The organism is Sinorhizobium glycinis (genome assembly GCF_001651865.1).
Lineage (GTDB): Bacteria > Pseudomonadota > Alphaproteobacteria > Rhizobiales > Rhizobiaceae > Sinorhizobium > Sinorhizobium glycinis.
This window is the reverse complement of the sequence record NZ_LPUX01000055.1, coordinates 169,344-188,626: the sequence shown is the minus strand read 5'-3', so window position 1 is coordinate 188,626 and position 19,283 is coordinate 169,344. Positions and strand designations below refer to the sequence as shown.

The 19,283-nt window shown below is 63.1% G+C and carries 17 protein-coding genes and 1 riboswitch; of the genes, 12 read left to right on the top strand and 5 right to left on the bottom strand.

Translation table 11 applies throughout. The features are described 5' to 3' along the window. Positions 1–6: 6 nt before the first annotated feature. The 10 genes from AU381_RS12315 to AU381_RS12270 all read left to right on the top strand — a co-directional run bounded on the left by AU381_RS12315 (position 7) and on the right by AU381_RS12270 (position 10,560). Positions 7–216 carry a hypothetical protein gene (locus AU381_RS12315; protein ID WP_064242057.1) on the top strand — a complete coding sequence of 70 codons (210 nt, stop codon included), beginning with the start codon at positions 7–9 and terminating at the stop codon, positions 214–216. Positions 217–557: 341 nt separating this feature from the next. Further along, positions 558–956 carry a thermonuclease family protein gene (locus AU381_RS12310; RefSeq protein WP_342028730.1) on the top strand — a complete coding sequence of 133 codons (399 nt, stop codon included), beginning with the start codon at positions 558–560 and terminating at the stop codon, positions 954–956. Positions 957–993: 37 nt separating this feature from the next. Continuing rightward, a complete protein-coding gene (locus tag AU381_RS12305; protein ID WP_064242055.1) occupies positions 994–1,251 on the top strand; it encodes a hypothetical protein in 258 nt (85 codons plus the stop codon). An 824-nt stretch (positions 1,252–2,075) separates the two neighbouring features. Then, positions 2,076–2,870: an endo-1,3-1,4-beta-glycanase ExoK gene (gene exoK / locus AU381_RS12300; RefSeq protein WP_064242054.1), complete on the top strand. Its 795-nt coding sequence runs from the start codon at positions 2,076–2,078 to the stop codon at positions 2,868–2,870. 109 nt (positions 2,871–2,979) lie between these two features. Then, positions 2,980–4,191, top strand: coding sequence for a glycosyltransferase family protein (locus AU381_RS12295; RefSeq protein ID WP_064242053.1), 1,212 nt, complete (start codon positions 2,980–2,982; stop codon positions 4,189–4,191). Beyond that, entirely contained in the window at positions 4,188–5,183 is a 996-nt protein-coding gene (locus tag AU381_RS12290) for a glycosyltransferase family 2 protein (RefSeq protein WP_064242052.1), read from the top strand. Before AU381_RS12295 ends, AU381_RS12290 begins: the two co-directional genes overlap by 4 nt. Then, a complete protein-coding gene (locus AU381_RS12285) occupies positions 5,180–6,106 on the top strand; it encodes a glycosyltransferase family 2 protein (protein ID WP_064242051.1) in 927 nt (308 codons plus the stop codon). Before AU381_RS12290 ends, AU381_RS12285 begins: the two co-directional genes overlap by 4 nt. Then, entirely contained in the window at positions 6,103–7,149 is a 1,047-nt protein-coding gene (locus AU381_RS12280; protein ID WP_082909905.1) for a glycosyltransferase family 2 protein, read from the top strand. Before AU381_RS12285 ends, AU381_RS12280 begins: the two co-directional genes overlap by 4 nt. Before the next feature lie 4 nt (positions 7,150–7,153). Next, positions 7,154–8,059 (top strand): UTP--glucose-1-phosphate uridylyltransferase, encoded by a 906-nt coding sequence (locus AU381_RS12275; protein WP_064242050.1) that lies wholly within the window; start codon positions 7,154–7,156, stop codon positions 8,057–8,059. Between the two features lie 134 nt (positions 8,060–8,193). Next, positions 8,194–10,560 (top strand): polysaccharide biosynthesis tyrosine autokinase, encoded by a 2,367-nt coding sequence (locus AU381_RS12270; protein WP_064242049.1) that lies wholly within the window; start codon positions 8,194–8,196, stop codon positions 10,558–10,560. Positions 10,561–10,608: 48 nt separating this feature from the next. Here AU381_RS12270 and thiD read toward each other — a convergent pair whose 3' ends face one another. After that, positions 10,609–11,427 carry a bifunctional hydroxymethylpyrimidine kinase/phosphomethylpyrimidine kinase gene (gene thiD, locus AU381_RS12265; RefSeq protein WP_064242048.1) on the bottom strand — a complete coding sequence of 273 codons (819 nt, stop codon included), beginning with the start codon at positions 11,425–11,427 and terminating at the stop codon, positions 10,609–10,611. Positions 11,428–11,482: 55 nt separating this feature from the next. Continuing rightward, positions 11,483–11,586, bottom strand: a riboswitch (TPP riboswitch). A 220-nt stretch (positions 11,587–11,806) separates the two neighbouring features. Here thiD and AU381_RS12260 point away from each other — a divergent pair. After that, on the top strand, positions 11,807–12,466 hold the full coding sequence (locus AU381_RS12260) for a peroxiredoxin (RefSeq protein WP_064242275.1): 660 nt from the start codon (positions 11,807–11,809) through the stop codon (positions 12,464–12,466). A gap of 117 nt (positions 12,467–12,583) precedes the next feature. On the opposite strand, the gene AU381_RS12255 is transcribed toward AU381_RS12260, so the two are convergent. The 3 genes from AU381_RS12255 to AU381_RS12245 form a co-directional block, all read right to left on the bottom strand. Beyond that, a complete protein-coding gene (locus AU381_RS12255) occupies positions 12,584–13,591 on the bottom strand; it encodes a serine hydrolase domain-containing protein (protein ID WP_064242047.1) in 1,008 nt (335 codons plus the stop codon). 219 nt (positions 13,592–13,810) lie between these two features. Next, positions 13,811–14,443, bottom strand: a complete 633-nt coding sequence (locus AU381_RS12250) for a phosphoribosyltransferase (RefSeq protein ID WP_064242046.1) — start codon at positions 14,441–14,443, stop codon at positions 13,811–13,813. Between the two features lie 111 nt (positions 14,444–14,554). Then, a complete protein-coding gene (locus AU381_RS12245) occupies positions 14,555–15,697 on the bottom strand; it encodes a CapA family protein (RefSeq protein WP_064242045.1) in 1,143 nt (380 codons plus the stop codon). A gap of 449 nt (positions 15,698–16,146) precedes the next feature. Between AU381_RS12245 and AU381_RS12240 the strand changes: the two genes are divergently transcribed. Further along, positions 16,147–17,115, top strand: coding sequence for an AraC family transcriptional regulator (locus AU381_RS12240; RefSeq protein ID WP_064242044.1), 969 nt, complete (start codon positions 16,147–16,149; stop codon positions 17,113–17,115). A 116-nt stretch (positions 17,116–17,231) separates the two neighbouring features. Here the strand turns inward: AU381_RS12240 and AU381_RS12235 are convergent, their stop codons facing one another. Continuing rightward, positions 17,232–19,241 carry a methyl-accepting chemotaxis protein gene (locus AU381_RS12235; RefSeq protein ID WP_064242043.1) on the bottom strand — a complete coding sequence of 670 codons (2,010 nt, stop codon included), beginning with the start codon at positions 19,239–19,241 and terminating at the stop codon, positions 17,232–17,234. Between the last annotated feature and the right edge of the window lie 42 nt (positions 19,242–19,283).

Below are 19,283 nucleotides of genomic sequence, written 5' to 3'. Positions count from 1 at the left end.
GCGGGAATGCCGCGGGTCGCTGGCTGCTCCCGTGGCCCGTTGTTCCGCGACGATCCGACCGTGTTGCGCCATGCCGGCAGAGGAACGCTTTTCTACGCGCCGCGTTACCTCGGCATGGACAACAACTACCGGGATATTGAAATGAAAGGTATCGTTCTCTGGCTGATGGGTGTTCCCCTGATTGTCATCATCCTGCTCTACATGTTCGTCTTCTGATCAAATGCCGCGGATGATTTTTCGACGTTTCCTGAAGGGGCTGGCTACCCCTTCAGGATCTATCGCCAATATCCACGGATCTCGAACGCGCCCCCTAGTTTTTGAAGGATGCGGTCCGCAACGCCCCTGAGTTAGGTTCATTGCCTCAACGGGGCGGGGATGGACGCATGATCGGCAGTCGGATGGCGGCAACGATCCTCGCCGGAGGACCCCAGCGGCCGCACGCACGATGGTGTGGGGTATCGCCGCGGCTCCCCCCAGGGACCGTACCGATAGCGCTTGTCCTACTGTTGACGGCGGGCCCTGCCGCGGGCACCGGGCCGATCATCGGCGACGCCTTCGTGATCGACGGCGACACCATTGAAATTGCAGGCGAGCGCATCCAACTTAACGGAGTGGATGCACCGGAAGATTGGCAGGTCTGCCTCGACGAATCCGGAGCAGACTACCGGTGCGGCAAGGAATCGTCGCTGGCCCTGGATGCATTTCTTTCGGCGTCCCGTCCCATCCGCTGCGAATTCGCGGGCCGCGACCGTTACGGTCGTTACATCGGCACATGTTTCCGAGCGGACGGGAAAGACGTGAACCGCTGGCTGGTCGAATCCGGCTACGCAATAAACAGGGAAAACCACGACAGGGGACTGTACGCCGCCGCACAGGAAATGGCACGATCACTCCGGGCCGGGATGTGGCGAGGGCAACCCAGAGCAGAAGGCTCCCAACGCGTAGCGGAAGAGTAATCCGAGGGCTTCCCTCGTAGGTGTCAAGTGAGAGTCAATGATCGTCGAGTTCTGGATATTCTGCGCCATCGCGACCGCGGTCGTCGCTGCGGTGAGGGGCGGACACAGTCTTCTTTGGCTGCTGATCGGTTGCGTGCTTGGCCCGATCGGCCTGCTGGCAGCCATCCTGATGCCTTCGCTGAAATCAAGGGAACCGGTCATAGCGGCAGAGCGTCAGGCTGAACTAGACGAACTGAGAAAGCCCTTCCGGGGGAGCAATCCGGACACGATCTCAGCCAAGTCCAAGGACGAGTAGCCCGGCGGCGTGGGCAGCGATGCGCCCGTACCTGTTCGCAAAAAACCCGCCGATTGCGCGGCGGGCTTGCTTTGGTACTGAAAGCACTGAAGTATGCAAATACTATTGTCTTAAGCAGGGCAATTTTCCAGAAACATTTTAGGGGTAATCACCCGTGGGAATGCCCCGCCCTCGGCGCGCGGCAGCGGTCGCCGGACGGCTTCACTAGCCCGCTCGGCGCCGGTCCCGAGTTCTGCGAACGGTCGCTAGTGCGAATCGATTTATCTTGAGCCGCGGCGGCGCTGACTGGAAGCCCCCGCCTCATCCTTGCCGCATTTCCCCTCTGCAACCGCCCGAAACATCGGTTCCAAGTCGGAAAAATCGCGTCCGTCTTGGAAAATTCACAGCCTCTTCTCTCAACTTGCAATTGCCCCCAAATTTTGCGGGGCACAGTTTTCGCAACATGCGAGGAAACAGGGATTTATCCTGAATGGCTGCCCTATGCAGGTAAGGGCTTGCCGTCGAAAACTTCGCCGCTTGGGTGCGATGCAGCATGGCCTCCATCATTTTTCTGCTGCACTGCCATATTTTTTCTCTGCAAATGGCCTAGTTTATTCAATGTGAGCTCAAGTCTGTTCTGTTGAAACGGCGCTGCCAGGCGCCGCCCGATAGGAGTGACGGATATCGTGAATAGGGCGCCTATGTCTCGACGCCGATCGACATCATGCGCGCTGCGCCGCCCTGGAGAACCGCGTTTACGCTCCATCCTGACAACCCACAGTCGAGCCCCGTTCCGTGGCCTCCTGACTTCCCGGCCCGAATTCGTAGTAAAAGGCAGCAAGACGATGAACCCCAACCGTTATGGGCGCCTGTGGCGCCTCGCCCTTTTCACAGCACTTCCCCTCGCCTGCGCCTTGAGCGGTGCCGCGGCACAGGACGGTGCCAATGGCGCCTCGTTCATGGATGATTTCGACAAGCTGGACAGAAAAGTCTGGTTCGTATCGGACGGATGGGACAACGGCGCGCATCAGAACTGCACCTGGTCGAAAAAGCAGGTCAAGATCGTAGACGGCATTCTCGAGCTGGGCTTCGAAGAGCGCAAGGAAGGCAAGCGAAATTTCGCCTGCGGCGAGATCCAGACCCGCAAGCGCTTCGGCTACGGCACTTACGAGGCACGGATCAAGGCGGCCGACGGTTCGGGGCTGAACTCCGCCTTCTTCACCTATATCGGCCCGACCGACAAGAAGCCGCATGACGAGATCGATTTCGAGGTGCTCGGCAAGAACACCGCGAAAGTGCAGATCAATCAGTATGTGTCGGCGAAGGGCGGCAACGAATTTCTGGCCGACGTGCCGGGCGGCGCCAACCAGGGCTTCAACGACTATGCCTTCGTCTGGGAGAAGAACCGGCTGCGCTACTACATCAACGGCGAACTGGTTCACGAGGTTACCGATCCCGCCAAGATCCCGGTCAACGCGCAGAAGATCTTCTTCAGCCTGTGGGGAACGGACACGCTCAGCGATTGGATGGGCACATTCTCCTACAAGGATCCGACAAAGCTCCAGGTCGATCGGGTCGCCTTCACGGCTCCCGGCGACAAATGCCAATTCGCCGAGTCGGTCGCCTGCCGACTGGAATGACCGCAAACTGAGCAAATGACCGCGTTGTGAGCACTTGCAGCAATTTGTTGCGCTGCACAAGAAACTGAACTAAGCTCGGCCCGGGCTGAGCAGGGGAACGGATGTTTTCATGCTGCAGATACTCTACCTGGCACAGGACCTTGCCGACCCCGCCGTGCGGCGCAGGACGCTCACGCTCGTCGCCGGCGGCGCCGATGTCACGCTGGCCGGCTTCCGCCGCGGTGGCAATCCGCTTGCCACCGTGAGTGGCATCGAGCCTATCGAACTCGGGACGACTTCGGACGGCCGGTTCGCGCAGCGGATCGGCGCGGTAGCCGCAGCCTGCCTGTCACTGAAGAGCAGGCTCGGACATGTTCGAAAGCCCGATCTCATCATCGCCCGCAATCTCGAAATGCTCGCCGTTGCGCAACGCGCCATCGCGCTCTTCGGCGGCGAGGTTCCGATCGTCTACGAGTGTCTCGACATCCACCGGCTGATGCTGCGCAGGGACATGGTCGGGCGGGCGCTGCGCGCCGCCGAGGCCCGCCTCGGCCGGGACGCGCGCTCACTGATCACCAGTTCGCCGGCCTTCATCGAGCATTACTTCCGCCCGCTTTCGGGCATCGAGGCGCCGCCGATGCTGCTCGAAAACAAGGTGCTCGAGATCGACGGGAGCGTTGAACCGACGGTAGCTCCCGCGCAATATCCACCGCCCGGCGCTCCCTGGAGGATCGGTTGGTTCGGAGCGCTGCGCTGCCGCAAGTCGCTCGGCCTCCTCGCCGAATTTTCCCGCAAGATGGAAGGCCGTTTCGAGGTGGTTCTCCGCGGCAGGCCTGCCTACTCGGAGTTCACCGACTTCGACGGCTTCGTCCAGAACGAGCCGTTCATGCGGTTTGGCGGTGCCTATCGCAATCCGGAGGACCTCGCCGGGATCTATGGCGACGTCCATTTCACCTGGGCGATCGATTTCTTCGAAGAAGGCCAGAATTCCGCCTGGCTGCTGCCAAACCGGCTTTACGAGGGTTGCCGCCATGGCCGCATCCCGATCGCGATGAAAGGCACCGAGACGGCACGCTTTCTCGCCGTGCGCGGCATAGGCCTCGTGCTCGAGGAAGCCAATCCCGACAGCCTCGCCGCCCTTCTGGGTTCGATGACGCCGGACGACTTCGCCGAGGCAGCCGATCGCATCAGCCGATGTCATCCGGCCACCTGGGTCTTTGATCGGTCGGATTGCGAAACTCTGGTGCGGCGCCTGGCAACGATCGCCGTCGATGCGCCGCAAACGATCATGCCTGCCGCTGCCCTTGCGGAAGCCCGTCACAACGAAAGTGGATTGCTATGACCGCGGACAGCCTGGCATCGAAATCGACCCTCATCGTCATACCCTGCCTCAATGAAGCGCTGCATATCGAGGCGTTGATCGACAAGCTGCGCCCCTCGGTCGACGTCCTCGATGCGAAGGTCGTCATCACCGACGGCGGCAGCACCGACGGTACGCGCGAGATCGCTCGTCGCCTTTCCGAAGAGGATCCTCGCATCCTTTTCCTCGACAATCCGAAGCGGATCCAGAGCGCCGCCGTCAATCGGGCCGTCGCCGAACTCGGTTCGGGCGTCGACTACCTGATCCGCATCGATGCGCATGCGAGCTACCCCGACGATTATTGCGAGCGTCTGGTGGAGGAAGCGCTCGCGACGGGAGCGGACTCGGTGGTTGTCGCCATGCAGACCGTCGGTTTCAGCACCTTCCAGAAGGCGACGGCCTACGCGCAGAATTCCAAGCTCGGCAATGGCGGCTCCAGGCACCGGACGGGCGCGGCCGGCCACTGGGCCGAGCACGGCCATCATGCCCTGATGCGCATTGCCGCTTTCGCGGCGGTCGGGGGTTACGACGAGAGTTTCAGCCACAATGAAGATGCTGAGCTGGATTATCGCCTGGGAAAGGCCGGCTACCGCATCTGGATGACCGATCGGACCAGCATGGTCTACTATCCGCGCGCCAGGATAGTGCCGCTGTTCAAGCAATATTTCGGCTATGGCCGCGGCCGGGCGAAGAACATCCTGAAGCACCGCGCCATGCCCGGCCTCCGGCAGATGCTGCCGCTTGCCGTCGCGCCTGTCGCGTTCGGCGCGTTTCTCGCCATCGTCAATTGGGCGGCGATCATCCCCTTCGGCGTCTGGGCAGCGGCCTGCCTCGGCTACGGCGTCTGGATGGCGCTCGGTGAGCGCAATCCCTACGGACCGCTCGCGGCGATCTCGGCCATGGTCATGCATCTCGCGTGGTCCGCGGGCTTCTGGCGGGAACTTCTCGATTTCAGGCGGCGGGTGACGCAATGAGCGCGACCCTTCAGATCGACATCGGCGTCTGCACTTTTCGTCGCCCCGAACTCGCCGCGACACTTCGGTCGCTGGCGGCGGTGACGGTGCCGGCAAGGGCGACGCTTCGCGTCATTGTCGCCGACAACGATTCCAAGCCGAGCGCCAAGGCGCTTGTCGAGAAACTGCTGCCGGAAATGCCTTTCGAGGTCACCTATCTCCATTGCCCGGCTTCGAACATCTCGATCGCCCGCAATGCCTGCCTGGATAACAGTACCGGCGACCTTCTCGCCTTCATCGACGACGATGAGACCGCCTCGCGCGACTGGCTGGTGTGCCTCCTGGAAGAGGCGCAGGCGAGCGGCGCGGACGCGGTCCTCGGCCCGGTCCGGGCCCACTATGCGCCGTCGGCGCCGGCCTGGATGCGCCGCAGCGACTTCCACTCGACTTTGCCGGTATGGGTGAAGGGCGAAATCCGCACCGGCTATACCTGCAACGCCCTGCTCCGGATCAAAGCCGCGTCGCTCCATGGCCGCCGCTTCAAACTGGCGCTCGGCCGGAGCGGAGGCGAGGACACGGATTTCTTTACCGGCATGCACCAAGCCGGCGGCACGATCGCCTTTGCCAAGGATGCCTGGGTGCATGAGCCGGTGCCCGAAAGCCGGGCGTCGTTTGCCTGGCTTGCCAGGCGCCGCTTCCGCTCCGGCCAGACGCACGGACGGCTGCTGACGGAAAAGGCGCGCGGTTCGGGCCAACCCCTGAACCTTGCGCTCGCCGCCTCCAAGGCAGCCTTTTGCGGGTTCGCCGCGGTTCTCTCCCTGCTTTCGCCGGTCCGTCGAAATCGGTATGCGCTGCGCGCCGTTCTGCATGTCGGCGTGATCAGCGGCCTGCTCGGCCATAAGGAACTCGAGCAATATGGAGCCGCGGAGGTGACCTCCCGATGACCGCGTCCCTCAATGCTCCCGTGCACGCGCCGACGAACGACCCCATCCCGGATGTCACCTTCGTCGTCGCAGCCTATAATTCCGCCGACACGATCACCCGCGCGGTCGGCAGTGCGCTTGCCCAGGAAGACGTCACGGTCGAGGTAATCGTTGTCGACGATTGCTCCTCGGATGACACAGTTGCTCTTGTCACCGCGATCGACGACCCGAGGGTCCGGCTCATTGCGCTCGAACACAATCGCGGCCCGGGCGGGGCCCGCAATGCCGGCTTCGCGGCGGCGCGCGGCCGCTGGATCGCCGTTCTCGATTCGGACGACACGGTGCGCCCCGGACGGCTGGCGCGAATGATCGCCCGCGCCGAAGCGACCGGAGCGCAGGTCGTCGTCGATAATATCGACGTGCTGTCGCTCGACGGGAGCAATGTCCGGATGTTCGAGGATGCGGAACTCGAAGCGCTGTCCGAACTGACGCTGCCGGCCTTCATTGAATCAAATGTGATTTTCCGCTCAGAGCACAATTTCGGCTACATGAAGCCGGTGTTCGATCGCCGCTTCCTCGCCGGACATGGTCTCTCTTTCGACGAGTCGCTGAGGATCGGCGAAGACTACATCCTGCTCGCATCCGCGCTCGCCTGCGGCGGCCGCTGCGCCGTCGAGCCCTCGGCCGGATACACTTATCACATCCGCGAGGGCTCGATCTCACGCGTGCTGAAGCTCGAACACATCGACGCGATGATGGCGGCGGACGAGGCGTTCCTGCGCCGCTACGCGCTGGATCCGCTGTCGCGGAGGATGCAGCGCAAGCGCGCACGTGGCTTCCGCCAGGCGCGTTCGTTTCTGCTCCTCATCGGGCAATTGAAAATGAGATCGTTGGTTGGAGCGCTGAAGATCGCGCTCGCCGACCCGCTTGCGCTTCGGCATCTCAGGATGCCGATCGCCGCGCGATTGCGCCGCCTGGCGGCGCGGGCGCCGCAACCCGCCCCGATCACGGTGGCGGCTGAACGATCCCCGCTGGGCAATGATCCTCACACAAGCAAAGGATGACAAAATGGACCGCATCAGGACCGTCAGGAAAGCAGTGATCCCCGTTGCCGGGAACGGAACGAGGTTCCTTCCCGCCACAAAGGCCGTGCCGAAGGAAATGTTGACGATCGTCGACCGGCCCGTCGTCCAATATGCGGTCGACGAGGCGCGCCAGGCCGGCATCGAGCACATCGTCTTCGTCACCAGCCGCAACAAGCAGGTTATCGAGGACCATTTCGACGACACGCCCGAGCTCATCTCGTCGCTGTCGCGCTCGGGCAAGAATGCGCAGATCTCCGAACTCGAAGCCATGTTGCCGGCGGCCGGCTCGGTCAGCTTCACGCGCCAGCAGGCGCCGCTCGGCCTCGGGCACGCGGTCTGGTGCGCGCGTGACCTGATCGGCGACGAGCCCTTCGCTCTGCTGCTGCCGGACATGGTGTCCTTCGGGGCGCGCGGCTGCATGGCCGGGCTCATGGACCTCTATCGCGAGGTCGGCGGCAATGTTGTCGCCGTCGAGCAATGCGCACCCGAAGAGGCCTCGAAATACGGCATCGTCGGGAAGGGCGAAACGGTGCGGCACGGCTTCTCGGTGACGCAGATGGTCGAAAAGCCGCCGACGGGTCAGGCGCCGTCAAACTATTATCTCAATGGCCGCTATATCCTGCAGCCGGAGATCTTCTCCATTCTCGCCCACCAGTCACGCGGTGCCGGCAACGAGATCCAGCTGACCGACGGCATGCTGACGCTTTCGGCGGCCCAGTCCTTCCACGCCCATCCCTATGAAGGCCGCACCTTCGACTGCGGTTCGAAACAGGGCTTCATCGAGGCCAATGTTGCCTTTGCGCTCGCACGCGCGGATATCGGCGACCTCGTGCTCGAATCCGTTCGCGAGATCGTCTCGTCTCACGAAAGCCGCATCCGGGCGGCATAAGCGCAAAGCTCCGGCGGCTGAACCAGACCGCCGGGACCACAGCGCCGCGCGTCTTATGAGGCGCGCGAAGCCGCTGTAGCACATTGGAATACTGCATGTTTTCAAGAAAGCATGCAGGAGGACCGGAGAAGAAGATGAACAGAACGGCCCCCGTGAAACAGAGAAGCGTACCCTTGAGCATCGTGCCTCGCGACGATCAGTCAGACGGCTTTATCGATCTCGACCGTCTGGTGGCCGTCGTCGTCCGCCGGGCAAGGCTCGTGGCGGCTTTCGTGGTGCTCTTCATCCTGCTGGGGGCCGCCTATCTGTTGTTCGCGACACCATTCTACACGTCGCTCACACAGATCCTCCTCGACGACAATCTGTCGAAATATGCCGAGGAAGAACCGGTGCCGACCAACAGCCAGATGCTCGACACGCAGATTGCCAGCGCGGTCGAGATCCTGAAGTCCGGGGAGTTGGCCTTGCGCGTGACCGACAAGCTCAATCTCTCCGAGAACGACACCCTCCTCAATCCGCCGCGCTCGCCCGTCACAGTCGTCAAGGACTGGTTGAAGACGGCAACGGGTCTGTTTTCCGGCGGGCCGGGCGTCTCCGAGGAAGCGGCGCGCAACGGTCGCCGGCTGAAGGCTGCCGCCCTCCTGCAGCAGTCGCTCTATGTGGAACGCGTCGGCCGCAGTTCCGTGATTGCCCTATCCTACCGCGCGAGCGATCAGCAGCTTGCTGCAAATGTGGTCAGGACTTATGCCGACGCCTATCTGACGGACCAGTTGAACGCCAATTTCGAGGCGACGGAACGGGCCTCGGTGTGGCTGCAGGAGCGGCTTGCCGATCTGCGGCAGCGCTCGCAGGCGGCCGCCCTCGAGGTCGAACAGTTCCGCAGCGAGAACGGCCTGACCGCGGCCCGCGGCGAACTGATGTCCGAGCAGCAGCTCTCCGATCTCAACAGTCAATTGATCGTCGCCCAGGCGGACACGGCCAGCGCCTCGGCACGCTACGAGCAGTTCAAGTCGATCATCGATCAAGGGCCGGAAACCGCCGTCAACAATGCGACCATCTCTCCCAAGGAGGGCGACAATTCGGTGATCCGGGACCTCCGCACCCGCTATCTCGCCGTCGGCAAGCGCGAGCAGGAGGTCGCCCAGAATTTCGGCGAGGACCACCCGCAGGCGGTCTCGCTCCGCGCCGAGCAGGCCGATATCGGCCGGCAGATCTATCAGGAACTGCAGCAACTGACGGCAAGCTACAAGAACGAATTCGAAGTCGCGCGTTCGCGCGAAGCCTCGCTGCGCAAGAGCATCGAAGGGATTGCCGGGAAGAATTCGGATGCCAGCAAGTCGCTCGTGCAGTTGCGCGAACTGGAGCAGAAGGCGGCGGCGCTGAAGACCCTCTATGAATCCTACCTCGGCCGCTACGAGCAGGCGACGCAGCAGCGTTCCTTCCCGATCGCCAAGGCGCGTGTCATCTCCGAGGCCGGCGTTCCGACGGCGCCGTCGAGCCCCAAGAAGACGATGACCTTGGCGCTTTCGGCCGTGCTCGGCTTGATGTTCGGCGGCGCCTATGCCGCATTTCTCGAATTCCGGGAGCGAACCTTCCGGCTTGAAGGCGAAGTGCGCTCGGTCCTCGGCCACCGCTCGCTCGGCTATGTTCCGCTGATCGGCTCACGGCCGAAGAAAACGAGCGAGCTCGTGCGGGCCCGTTTCGGATCGGATCGGCAGCCGCACGACCCGTCCCATGCCGCCACTCCTTTCCAGCGCCTTTCGCGCATCGTGCTCGACGCACCGCGCTCCGCCTTCGCTGAAACGTTCCGCAATGCCAAGCTCGCCTGCGACCACATGCTGCCCGGAAACGAGAGCCGCGTCATCGCGATCGTCTCCGCCCTTCCGGACGAGGGCAAGTCGATCGTCGCGGCAAATTTCGCGGCGCTTCTTGCCTCGAGCGGCAAGCGGACGCTGTTGATCGACGCCGACATCCGCAAGCCGGGGCTCACCCAGATGATCACGCCCGCCCCGCGCACGGGGTTGGTCGAGACGCTCACGGGAGAAGCAACCTGGCCTGCCGGCATCAAGGTCGACCAGCGCACGAAGCTCGCAATCCTGCCGGCCGGTGGCGGGGCGACAGACCGGAGGCACCAGAGCAACGAATTGCTCGCCTCCCCCGCCATGGCGGGGCTGATCGAGAACGCCCGCAATTCCTTCGACTACGTCGTGGTCGATCTCGCCGCCCTTGCTCCCGTGGTAGACGCGAAGGCCTTCACGCCGCTCGCCGACGGCGTCCTCTTCGTCGTGGAATGGGGCCGGACACCATCGAGGCTTGTACGGGACCTCCTCAATTCCGAGCCGCAGATCGATGCGAAGGTTCTCGGCGTGATCCTTAACAAGACCGATATGGACGAACTCGAGAAATACAGCGACTTCGACGGAGCGGAGAAGTACCGGCACCGCTACGGCAAGTACTATATCGAGCAGGGCATCACGGAAGACCGGCACAGCGCCGCCTGACCGGCGAACCAGGCGGTCAACGTTGGTGAGCGAGGGAGAAAGACCGCCTCAGCGAGGCCACCATGCGTGGAAATGGTGTACCGGTCCCCGCCCCTCTCCCACCTTCAGCCTGTCGGCAGCGGATATCGCCTCGTGCAGATAGGCCTTCGCGGCGCCTGCGGCCTCGGGGACCGACTGCCCCTTGGTAAGACCGGCCGCAATGGCCGCAGAAAGCGTGCAGCCGGTGCCATGATCGTTGCGCGTCTCGACCCGCCTCGCCGGGAACCGGACGAGCCGATCGCCATCGAAAAGCAGATCGGTGGCATCGCTGCCCCGCAGGTGCCCTCCCTTGATCAATACCGAGCGCGCACCCGTTCTCATGAGCAATTCGGCCTGGCGGGCCATCTCGGCTTCGTCCTCGGCAATCGCCCGGCCCGTGAGAAGTGCCGCTTCCGGCAGATTGGGTGTGACGACGATGGTCAAAGGCAGAAGCTCATGCGTCAGTGCGGCCATGGCATCCGGCTGCAGCAACGGGTCGCCGGAGGTCGCCACCATGACTGGATCGACGACCGCGCGCCTCTCGAAGCGGCGCAAGCCTTCGGCAATGACGATGATCGTTTCCCGGCGCGAGACCATGCCGACCTTGACCGCCATCACATCGAGATCAGAAAAGACCGCATCGATCTGCGCGGCAACGATCCTCGGCGAGACGTCCTCGACGGCGATCACGCCCTTCGTATTCTGCGCCGTGATCGCCGTCACGACGCTGGCGCCGTAGACGCCGAGGGCCGAAAAAGTCTTGAGATCAGCCTGAATACCGGCCCCGCCGCCCGAATCCGAGCCGGCAATGGTGAGCGCGATCGGCGGGAAGGACGGAAGAAGCGGCATTGGTCGATCTCCTGACGATATCACGGAGATCCAGGTGGAAGCGACGACGCGGGCGAGGGCAGCCTCTTTCCGTTCCTACGCCGGCATGACCCGGATCAGGTTCAAGGGTCCGGCTCACCGCCGTCTCAGCACCGCCTTGGGGCTCCCCTCGGAATGGCGGCATTCTATGCGGCAGCAGTGCTGCGGTGTCAACGTTGCCATCGACCACCGATTCCCGCGGTCGAAGACCGAAATCTGGTTGAGGAAGTTTTTTCTCCGAACCTGCAAAAACGCGCTGCGGCTATTTCCCTTGACGCCGCCGACCGCGCGTTTCCTCCTCGAAAACTCCGTTGATTGCGCTATTCTGTGGGCCATTCCCGCGACCCGAAAGGAGCAAGCCATGAGCCTCCGCATCAACGAAACCGCCCCCGATTTCACCGCCGAAACGACGCAAGGCACCGTCAATTTCCATCAATGGATCGGCGATGGCTGGGCAGTCCTCTTCTCGCATCCGAAGAACTTCACGCCCGTCTGCACGACTGAACTCGGCGCCATGGCCGGGATCGAAGGCGAATTCCGCAAGCGCGGCGTCAAGATCATCGGCATTTCCGTCGATCCCGTCGAAAGCCACGCCAAATGGAAGAACGACATCAAGGTCGCGACCGGCTTCGATGTCGAATATCCGTTGATCGGCGACCGTGATCTGAAGGTAGCCAAGCTCTACGACATGCTGCCGGCCGGCGCCGGCGACACCTCCGAGGGCCGCACCCCGGCCGACAACGCCACCGTGCGCTCGGTCTATGTCATCGGACCTGACAAGAAGATCAAGCTGATCCTTACCTATCCGATGACCACAGGACGCAACTTCGACGAGATCCTGCGCGCCATCGATTCCATCCAGCTCACCGCCAAGCATCTGGTGGCGACGCCGGCAAACTGGAAGCAGGGCGAGGATGTGATCATCACCGCCGCGGTGTCCAACGAGGACGCCATCCAGCGCTTCGGCTCCTTCGATACCGTTCTTCCCTATCTCAGGAAGACCAAGCAGCCGACTGCCTGATGCTTTGGGCGGCTACGCCGGGGCAATCGCGAAAGGCCCATTTCAGCCTTTCGCGACAGCCTCTTGTGCTCTCTTGTGATCCGACGTCACCTGATGCCGGCTCGCCGCAGCTTGGCTTTATCGCGTTTTGACCGCGCCGACGATGTCCGCCAGAACGCCGTGCAATGCGTCGCGGTATCCGTTGCGCGCCGAAGGGCCGCTCTCCTCGGAAGTCATCACGACGGTGAGCTTCAGCGCCGGGACGATGTAGAGCATCTGGCCGCCGTAGCCCCAGGCAAAATGGACGGTCTCGCCGGCGATCTGCCGGGCGAACCAGCCATAGCCATAAGCGTCACCCGAAAAGTAGGAGTTCGTGTGCGGTCGCCACGAAAGATCGATCCAGTCCGCCGGGACGATTTGACGTCCATCGATCGTCCGGCCGCCCCGGCGGTATAGTTCGCCGAAAGCGAGCAGCGATTTTGCGCTCATGGCCATCTGATTGCCACCGAGATAGATGCCCTGAGGATCGCGTTCCCAGGCACCGATCCTGAACCCCTGAACAGGGCCGAGCCAATCGCGCGCGAGAGCGAGCGTCGACTTGCCCGCGGCTTTTGTCAGGATCGCCGAAAGCAGGTGCGTGGACGCTGTCGAATAGAGCATGCGGCCGCCCGGATCGTCGGCGAAAGGCTGCGCGAGCGCGAAACGAACCCAGTTGCGGCTCGACACCCAACGGCCGTAGTTCGGCCCCGACAGGCGGCCAAGTCCGGCCTGCATCGAGAGCAGGTTGGCGATCGTGATGTCGTTGATCCGCGGGTCCGCCGGCGAGGGCAGATCCTCCTTCAGAAGCGGCGCGATCTTCTGCTGCGGCCCTTCGAGGAGGCCCTTGTCGATAGCTATCCCGACGAGCGCCGATATGATCGATTTCGATGCGGATTTGATGTTGGTCGACTCGCCGGGCGAGTGGCCGCGATACCCCTGCTCGGCGATTGTCTCACCGTCGCGAGCGACTATGACGGTTTTGAGGGACTTCAGGTCGTCCCGATCGGCAATCCCCTTCAAGAGTTCCGGAACGCCAGGAGACTGCGCGGCCGCGGCGGAGGAAAGCGACAGCAAGAGCGATAGGACGATTGCCATAAACCTGATCATGTCCTCGACCTACAGCGCCGCGCGTCTTATCAGACGCGCAAAGGTCGCTGTAGCACTTTGAAATTCTGCATGTCTTTGTCCTTAAATCGAGGTCGATTTAAGGACAAAGACATGCAGTAGTGCGAGGGGGCGGTGAAGTCACCACCCGCGCCAACAACTCACGAGGAATTGAAACCGGTTGTGCCTGAGCCGCCCAATCCACCGCCGCTGTCAGGCGCGTTAAGTGGCGAGCAGCCGAATAACCTCCTCATCGCTCAGCTGTTCAAAATCACGATAGAAGTAGCCGATGGCACCCAACATGCGCGGCCGAAGCGGGCATACGACTTCGTCAGCCTCCTTCTCCAGTTCAGCGATGGCGCTCGGCGGTGCGACGGGCACCGCCACGACGATTTTTGCAGGCTTCCGCGTCTTGAGCCCGGTGACGGCCGCCCGCACTGTCGCCCCCGTCGCGATCCCATCATCGACGACGATGGCAATGCGCCCGGCAATCTCCAGCGGCGCGCGACCGGCGAAATATCTGCGGCGGCGGCGTTCGATCTCGGCCAGCTCTTTTTGGCAGATGGCATCGAATTGGCCGTCCGAAATCCCGGCAAGACGGATAGTCTCCTCGTTGCGGACGACCGCCGGCTGGCTGCCGTCGATGACGGCGCCCATCGCGAGTTCAGGCTGCCATGGCACGCCGATCTTGCGCACGAGCAGCAGGTCCACGGGGGCCGCGAGGTGGCGTGCAACCTCCACCGCGACGGGCACGCCTCCGCGGGGCAGCGCAAGCACGACGGCATCCTGCCCACGATAGGAGTCCAGCGCCTTCGCCAATTCCATTCCCGCCTCCGAGCGATTCGAGAAACGCACGGGCCTTGCCTCCCTTCCAGTTCAATTTCATTCGACGTGGCCGATAACCGGGGCACTGCTGCAGCAGGCATAACGGCGCCAGCCGCTTCGCGTTCCAGCCGGTGACCGCGATCACCGTAAGTTGAGCCGCCCGTCCGGTCCCCGTTCCAGGACCGTCCCGAACCGACGGCTCTCGCGGGCGAGCATTTCGCTCACCCATTCGAGGTCCCTTCCGGAGGGACAGACAAGGCTGAAGCGGTGCGCCCGCAACGGCACGATATTCAGGGCTGAAAGATCTCCATTTGCCCGATCTATGTCGGCGAAGTACATCAGACGCAGATCGCTCCTGAATTCCGCATAGCCGGAGATGCCCTCATAGTCGTTGATGAAATCGCCGCATCCATAGAGGATCAGACGGTTGCGGTAGACTTCGATCGCCTTCGGGTGATGCGAGGAATGTCCGTGGACGATCGAGACATCTGCTTCGTCGATGAGCGCGTGCGCGAATCGTCGCTGTGCGGCGGGCACTTCATAGCCCCAGTTGGGGCCCCAGTGGACCGACACGACGACGATGTCCTGCGGCCGCTTCGTGTTGCGGATATGTTCGGCGAGGCAACTTGCGCGAACGGGATCGAGAGACGGCAGAAAGTTCACGCCTGGCCTGCCCTCCTCGGCCGCCCAGCTTGGCGGCACTCCGCTTGTCGGGGTCGCGAACGCGAATAGCAGCACGCGCCCCTCGGCACGCACATCCAAGACCGCGGGCTCGCCGGCCTCGTCCGCGTCGCGTCCGGCACCGGCCGCCACAAGCCGTAGGCGGTCCAGCGTTGTCAGCGTGTCGAAAAGGCCGGCAGGCCCCCAATCCAGGATGTGGTTGTTGGCGAGCACGCAACAATCGACGCCAAAAGCAGCAAGGCAGGAGGCGTTTTCCGGGCTCATCCGATAGTTGATGCCCTTTGGAACGTGATCGCCGCTCCGGGTGATCGCCGTTTCGAGATTGATAATCCGCAGGTGCGGCCGCGCGCGATCGCATTCATCAAGCGCCATGCCCCAGACCAGGGCCGGTTCCATCGGTGCAGATATCGGGCCATTTGCCTTCTCCGCCAGATGGACATAATCGCGCGCCGAGCGAACATGGCCCTCGTACAATATCGGATCGCAGGGCGCCGGCAGGACCTGATCGATTCCCCGTCCGGTCATCACGTCACCGCAGAGGAAGAGGCGGATCGTGCCCTCCCTTGGGCTTGCATCGGAGAAGCGCGCGCTGGTCGTGCTCATTCTTGCCGACCTTTCTGTCCCGCCATTCTACGAAGCCCTTCACCGCAAGGCTACGGCATTCACCGAAGTGCTTCGTATGCCATTCACATTTATTGCCCACAAAAGTCGTGAGTAGTGCCTCCGAGGGATTTCAAGAGCGGTCTGAATGTTACAGCAATTTAACTGGTCTTGCCGACGGCTCGGACGGTAGTGTCCAGTCGTTAGACATGGCAGAGGTTGCATCTTGAGGGCGATCTATCCACCGATATGCGACCCGTTCGTCACCCCAAGACGCCGATCCCGATGTTGTATGAAGCAAGCAGGTCGATCGCGGCCGGACGCAGCGCTGCGATCGTCACATCCGCGGACCACCGCGCTCCAGGAACACGGAGAGGTGCGAAGGGAGGGTGCGCCGAGCTGCCAGGGGCTCATTCCTCTATGGGAATTTGCGATGCAGGGGAACGACAGGGATGAAATTCTCGTATCTCGGCGATGACGCCGAAGAGGTCTCGGATGTTTTGACGCGCTGCATCGGACCCGTGCGGGTACAGAAGCCGCTGAACACGGCTCTGTCCTATCGCTACGAGTTCATCGCCGCCGGACGCGTTGCCTTCAGCCGCGCGACGTCGCAGGGCAGTCTGAGTATCGGCCAGAAGGGCGAAGTGCCTAAGCTCCTGGTGCTGCTCCCCCTTCACGGCGCTGCGCGCGTGAGGATCGGACGCGACGACAGCTTGATTTCCATACCCGGCAAGGCGGCGATCCTAGACGGCAACCGGCTGTCGGAACTACAGATCGAGGAGGCGCGCAGCCACCTGTCATTTGTCATCGACCAGGGGGAGATTTTTCGCCACCTCAGCGCCGCCTTGGAGCGGCCGGTCCATGGCTCGATCGATTTCACGCCCGAACTGGACCTAACAACCGGCGCCGGCGAGATCCTCTTCAAGCTGTCGCAGATCATGGCGACTTGCCTGGGCGACAACGCCGAGATCCAGGAGTTGCCCAGCACGCTTTCCCATCTCTCCGAGGGTATCGTCAATCTGCTTGTCGATACGGTACCGCATCGGTTTTCCGCGGCTTTGACCGAGGGCGAATGGCTGCCGTCCCCGAGGCACGTGAAACGTGCGGTCGATTTCATGCACGCCAATCTCTCTGCGCCAATTTCGATGACCGACATCGCCGAGGCGGCTGGCATCGGCGTCCGGTCGCTGCAAGAGGGCTTCAAGCGGTTCAAGGGAGCGTCGCCGATCAGCTACCTCGCCCAGCTGCGAATGGAGGCCGCCCATCGCGACCTCCTGAATGCTGACCAAAGGCTCTCGGTGGCGGAGATCGCCCGCAAATGGGGCTTCAGGCATATGGGCCGTTTTGCGAACGACTACCGGAAGAGCTATGGTTGCCCGCCTTCCGAGGCAAGAAGGAGACTGCCGCTTTCGGATGCCTGAAAAATCGACGGCGCAGCGGCGCCGCGCCCTCCGAGGATCGAGCGCTTCCTGTTTGCATCCGCTACAGCGCTGTGCGTCCCTACAGACGCACAGCACGAAGAACCGGATTAGGCCCGTCAGAACTCCTCCCAATCCGCGCCGGCCGCCGTCGCGGTCCGGCCGCCGAAAGCCTTGGCGAGCCTGCCGCCGAGCGCCCGGGCCGGAGACGCCGCCGGTTTGCTGTCGTGGCCGGCGATGCGCGCTGCCGCCGCCCCGGCCTCGAGCCGGAAGCGGCCGATCAGCCGGGCGAGATTGGCCGCCTCGTCGGCCAGCCGGTTGGTGGCCGCCGTCGATTCCTCGACCATCGCCGCGTTCTGCTGCGTCACCTGGTCCATCTGGTTGACCGCCGTCGAGACCTCCGACAGGCCGGTCGACTGCTCCTTCGCCGCGGTGGCGATCGAATGCACGTGCTCGTTGATCTTGACGACGTGGCCCTGGATCAGCGACAGCGCCTCGCCGGTCGCCGTCACCAGCTTGACGCCGGCGCCGACCTCCTCGCCGGAACGCGAGATCAGCGCCTTGATGTCCTTCGCGGCGTTGGCGGAGCGCTGCGCCAGCTCGCGCACCTCCTGGGCGACGACGGCGAAGCCCTTGCCGGCCTCGCCGGCGCGGGCCGCCTCGACGCCGGCGTTGAGCGCCAGGAGGTTGGTCTGGAAGGCGATCTCGTCGATGACGTTGATGATCTGGCCGATCTCGCCGGAGGCCTCCTCGATCCGGCCCATCGCCGACACCGCGTCCTTGACGACGGCGCTCGACTGCTCGGTGCTTTTCCGCGCCTCGTCGACCATGTGGCTGGCCTCCAGCGCCCGCTCGGTCGAGCTCTTCACCGCCGCGGTGATCTCCTCGAGCGCCGAGGAGGTCTCCTCGAGCGAGGCGGCCTGCTGCTCGGTGCGCTTCGACAGGTCCCCGGAGGCGATGCGCATCTCGCCGGCGCCGCCATTGATCGTGTCGATCGCGCCGCGCACCTCGCCGAGCACCGAGCGCAGGTTCGTCATCGTCTGATTGACGTTGTCCTTGAGTTCGCCGAAGGCGCCCTGGAACTCGCCGCGCATCGTCTCGGTCAGATCACCCTCGGCCAGTGCCGAGATCACCCGGCGGGTCTCGGCGACGCCGCGGTCGACCGAAGCGACGAGCTCGTTGACGCTGGCCGCGAAGCGGTCGAGGTCGGCATTGTCGTAGCGCTTGCTGATCCGCTGGGTGAAATCGCCGGCAACCGCCGCTGACACCACCTCGCCGATGCTCGACTGCAGGTCGGCGCTCTTCGCCTGCAGCGCCGCTTCCTGGGCGTTCAGCTCGCGAACCTTGATTCCGTTCTCTTTGAACACCCCGACGGCCCGGGCCATTTCGCCGATCTCGTCGCGGCGCTCGGTGAAGGGTACCATGACATTCAGGTCGCCCGAGGCGAGAACGCTCATATTGTCGGTCAACCTGGCTATTGGCCTGGCGATCGCCCGCGCGCCAAACACGGCGGAGGCGATCAGAAGTAGAACCATGGTCACTGCCATGCTGTAGTCGATGATATGCGCAAATTGCTGGGTTTCCTGCCGCTCTTGTACGGTCTCAGCGGCAATGCCTTTGGCAACGTCGACGCCCTCATCGATCAGAGGCGCCATTTCGCCGGCAATCTTGTGCATTTGCCCAACGAGCAGCGCGACTTGATCGTCCGCCTTCGCCTCGAGCCGATTCTCGAGATTTCCCGCGGCGATGTAGTAATCGTCGACAAGTCTCTTGATGGTGATGACCCGCTGCTTGTTTTTCTCGATCACCAGCGGCGCGAAGGCCAGGTCGAGATATTTCACAGCCGAGTTGTGTCGCGCGTTCAAGGAAGCAACGGCCTCTTCGAGTTCCTTCGGCGATTGGGCAAGAAGCATGTCGCGGGCGGCGATCTGCATGCCTCGCGCCGAGGACTTGGCATCTACCAGATCGCGGGAAACCCCCGTTTGGGTCTGGCCCCAGGAGATTGCTTCGTCGACGGACCGATCGATGAACCAACCAGTCACAGTGACGGCCAGCATCAGGAAGATGCCTGCCCCGGACACAAGGGCGAGCTTGGTGCTGATTCGCGAGAGGATCGGCGAGCGTTCCATGGGTGATACTCCTGTTGCATGGACAGGAAGTCATCATGGCTC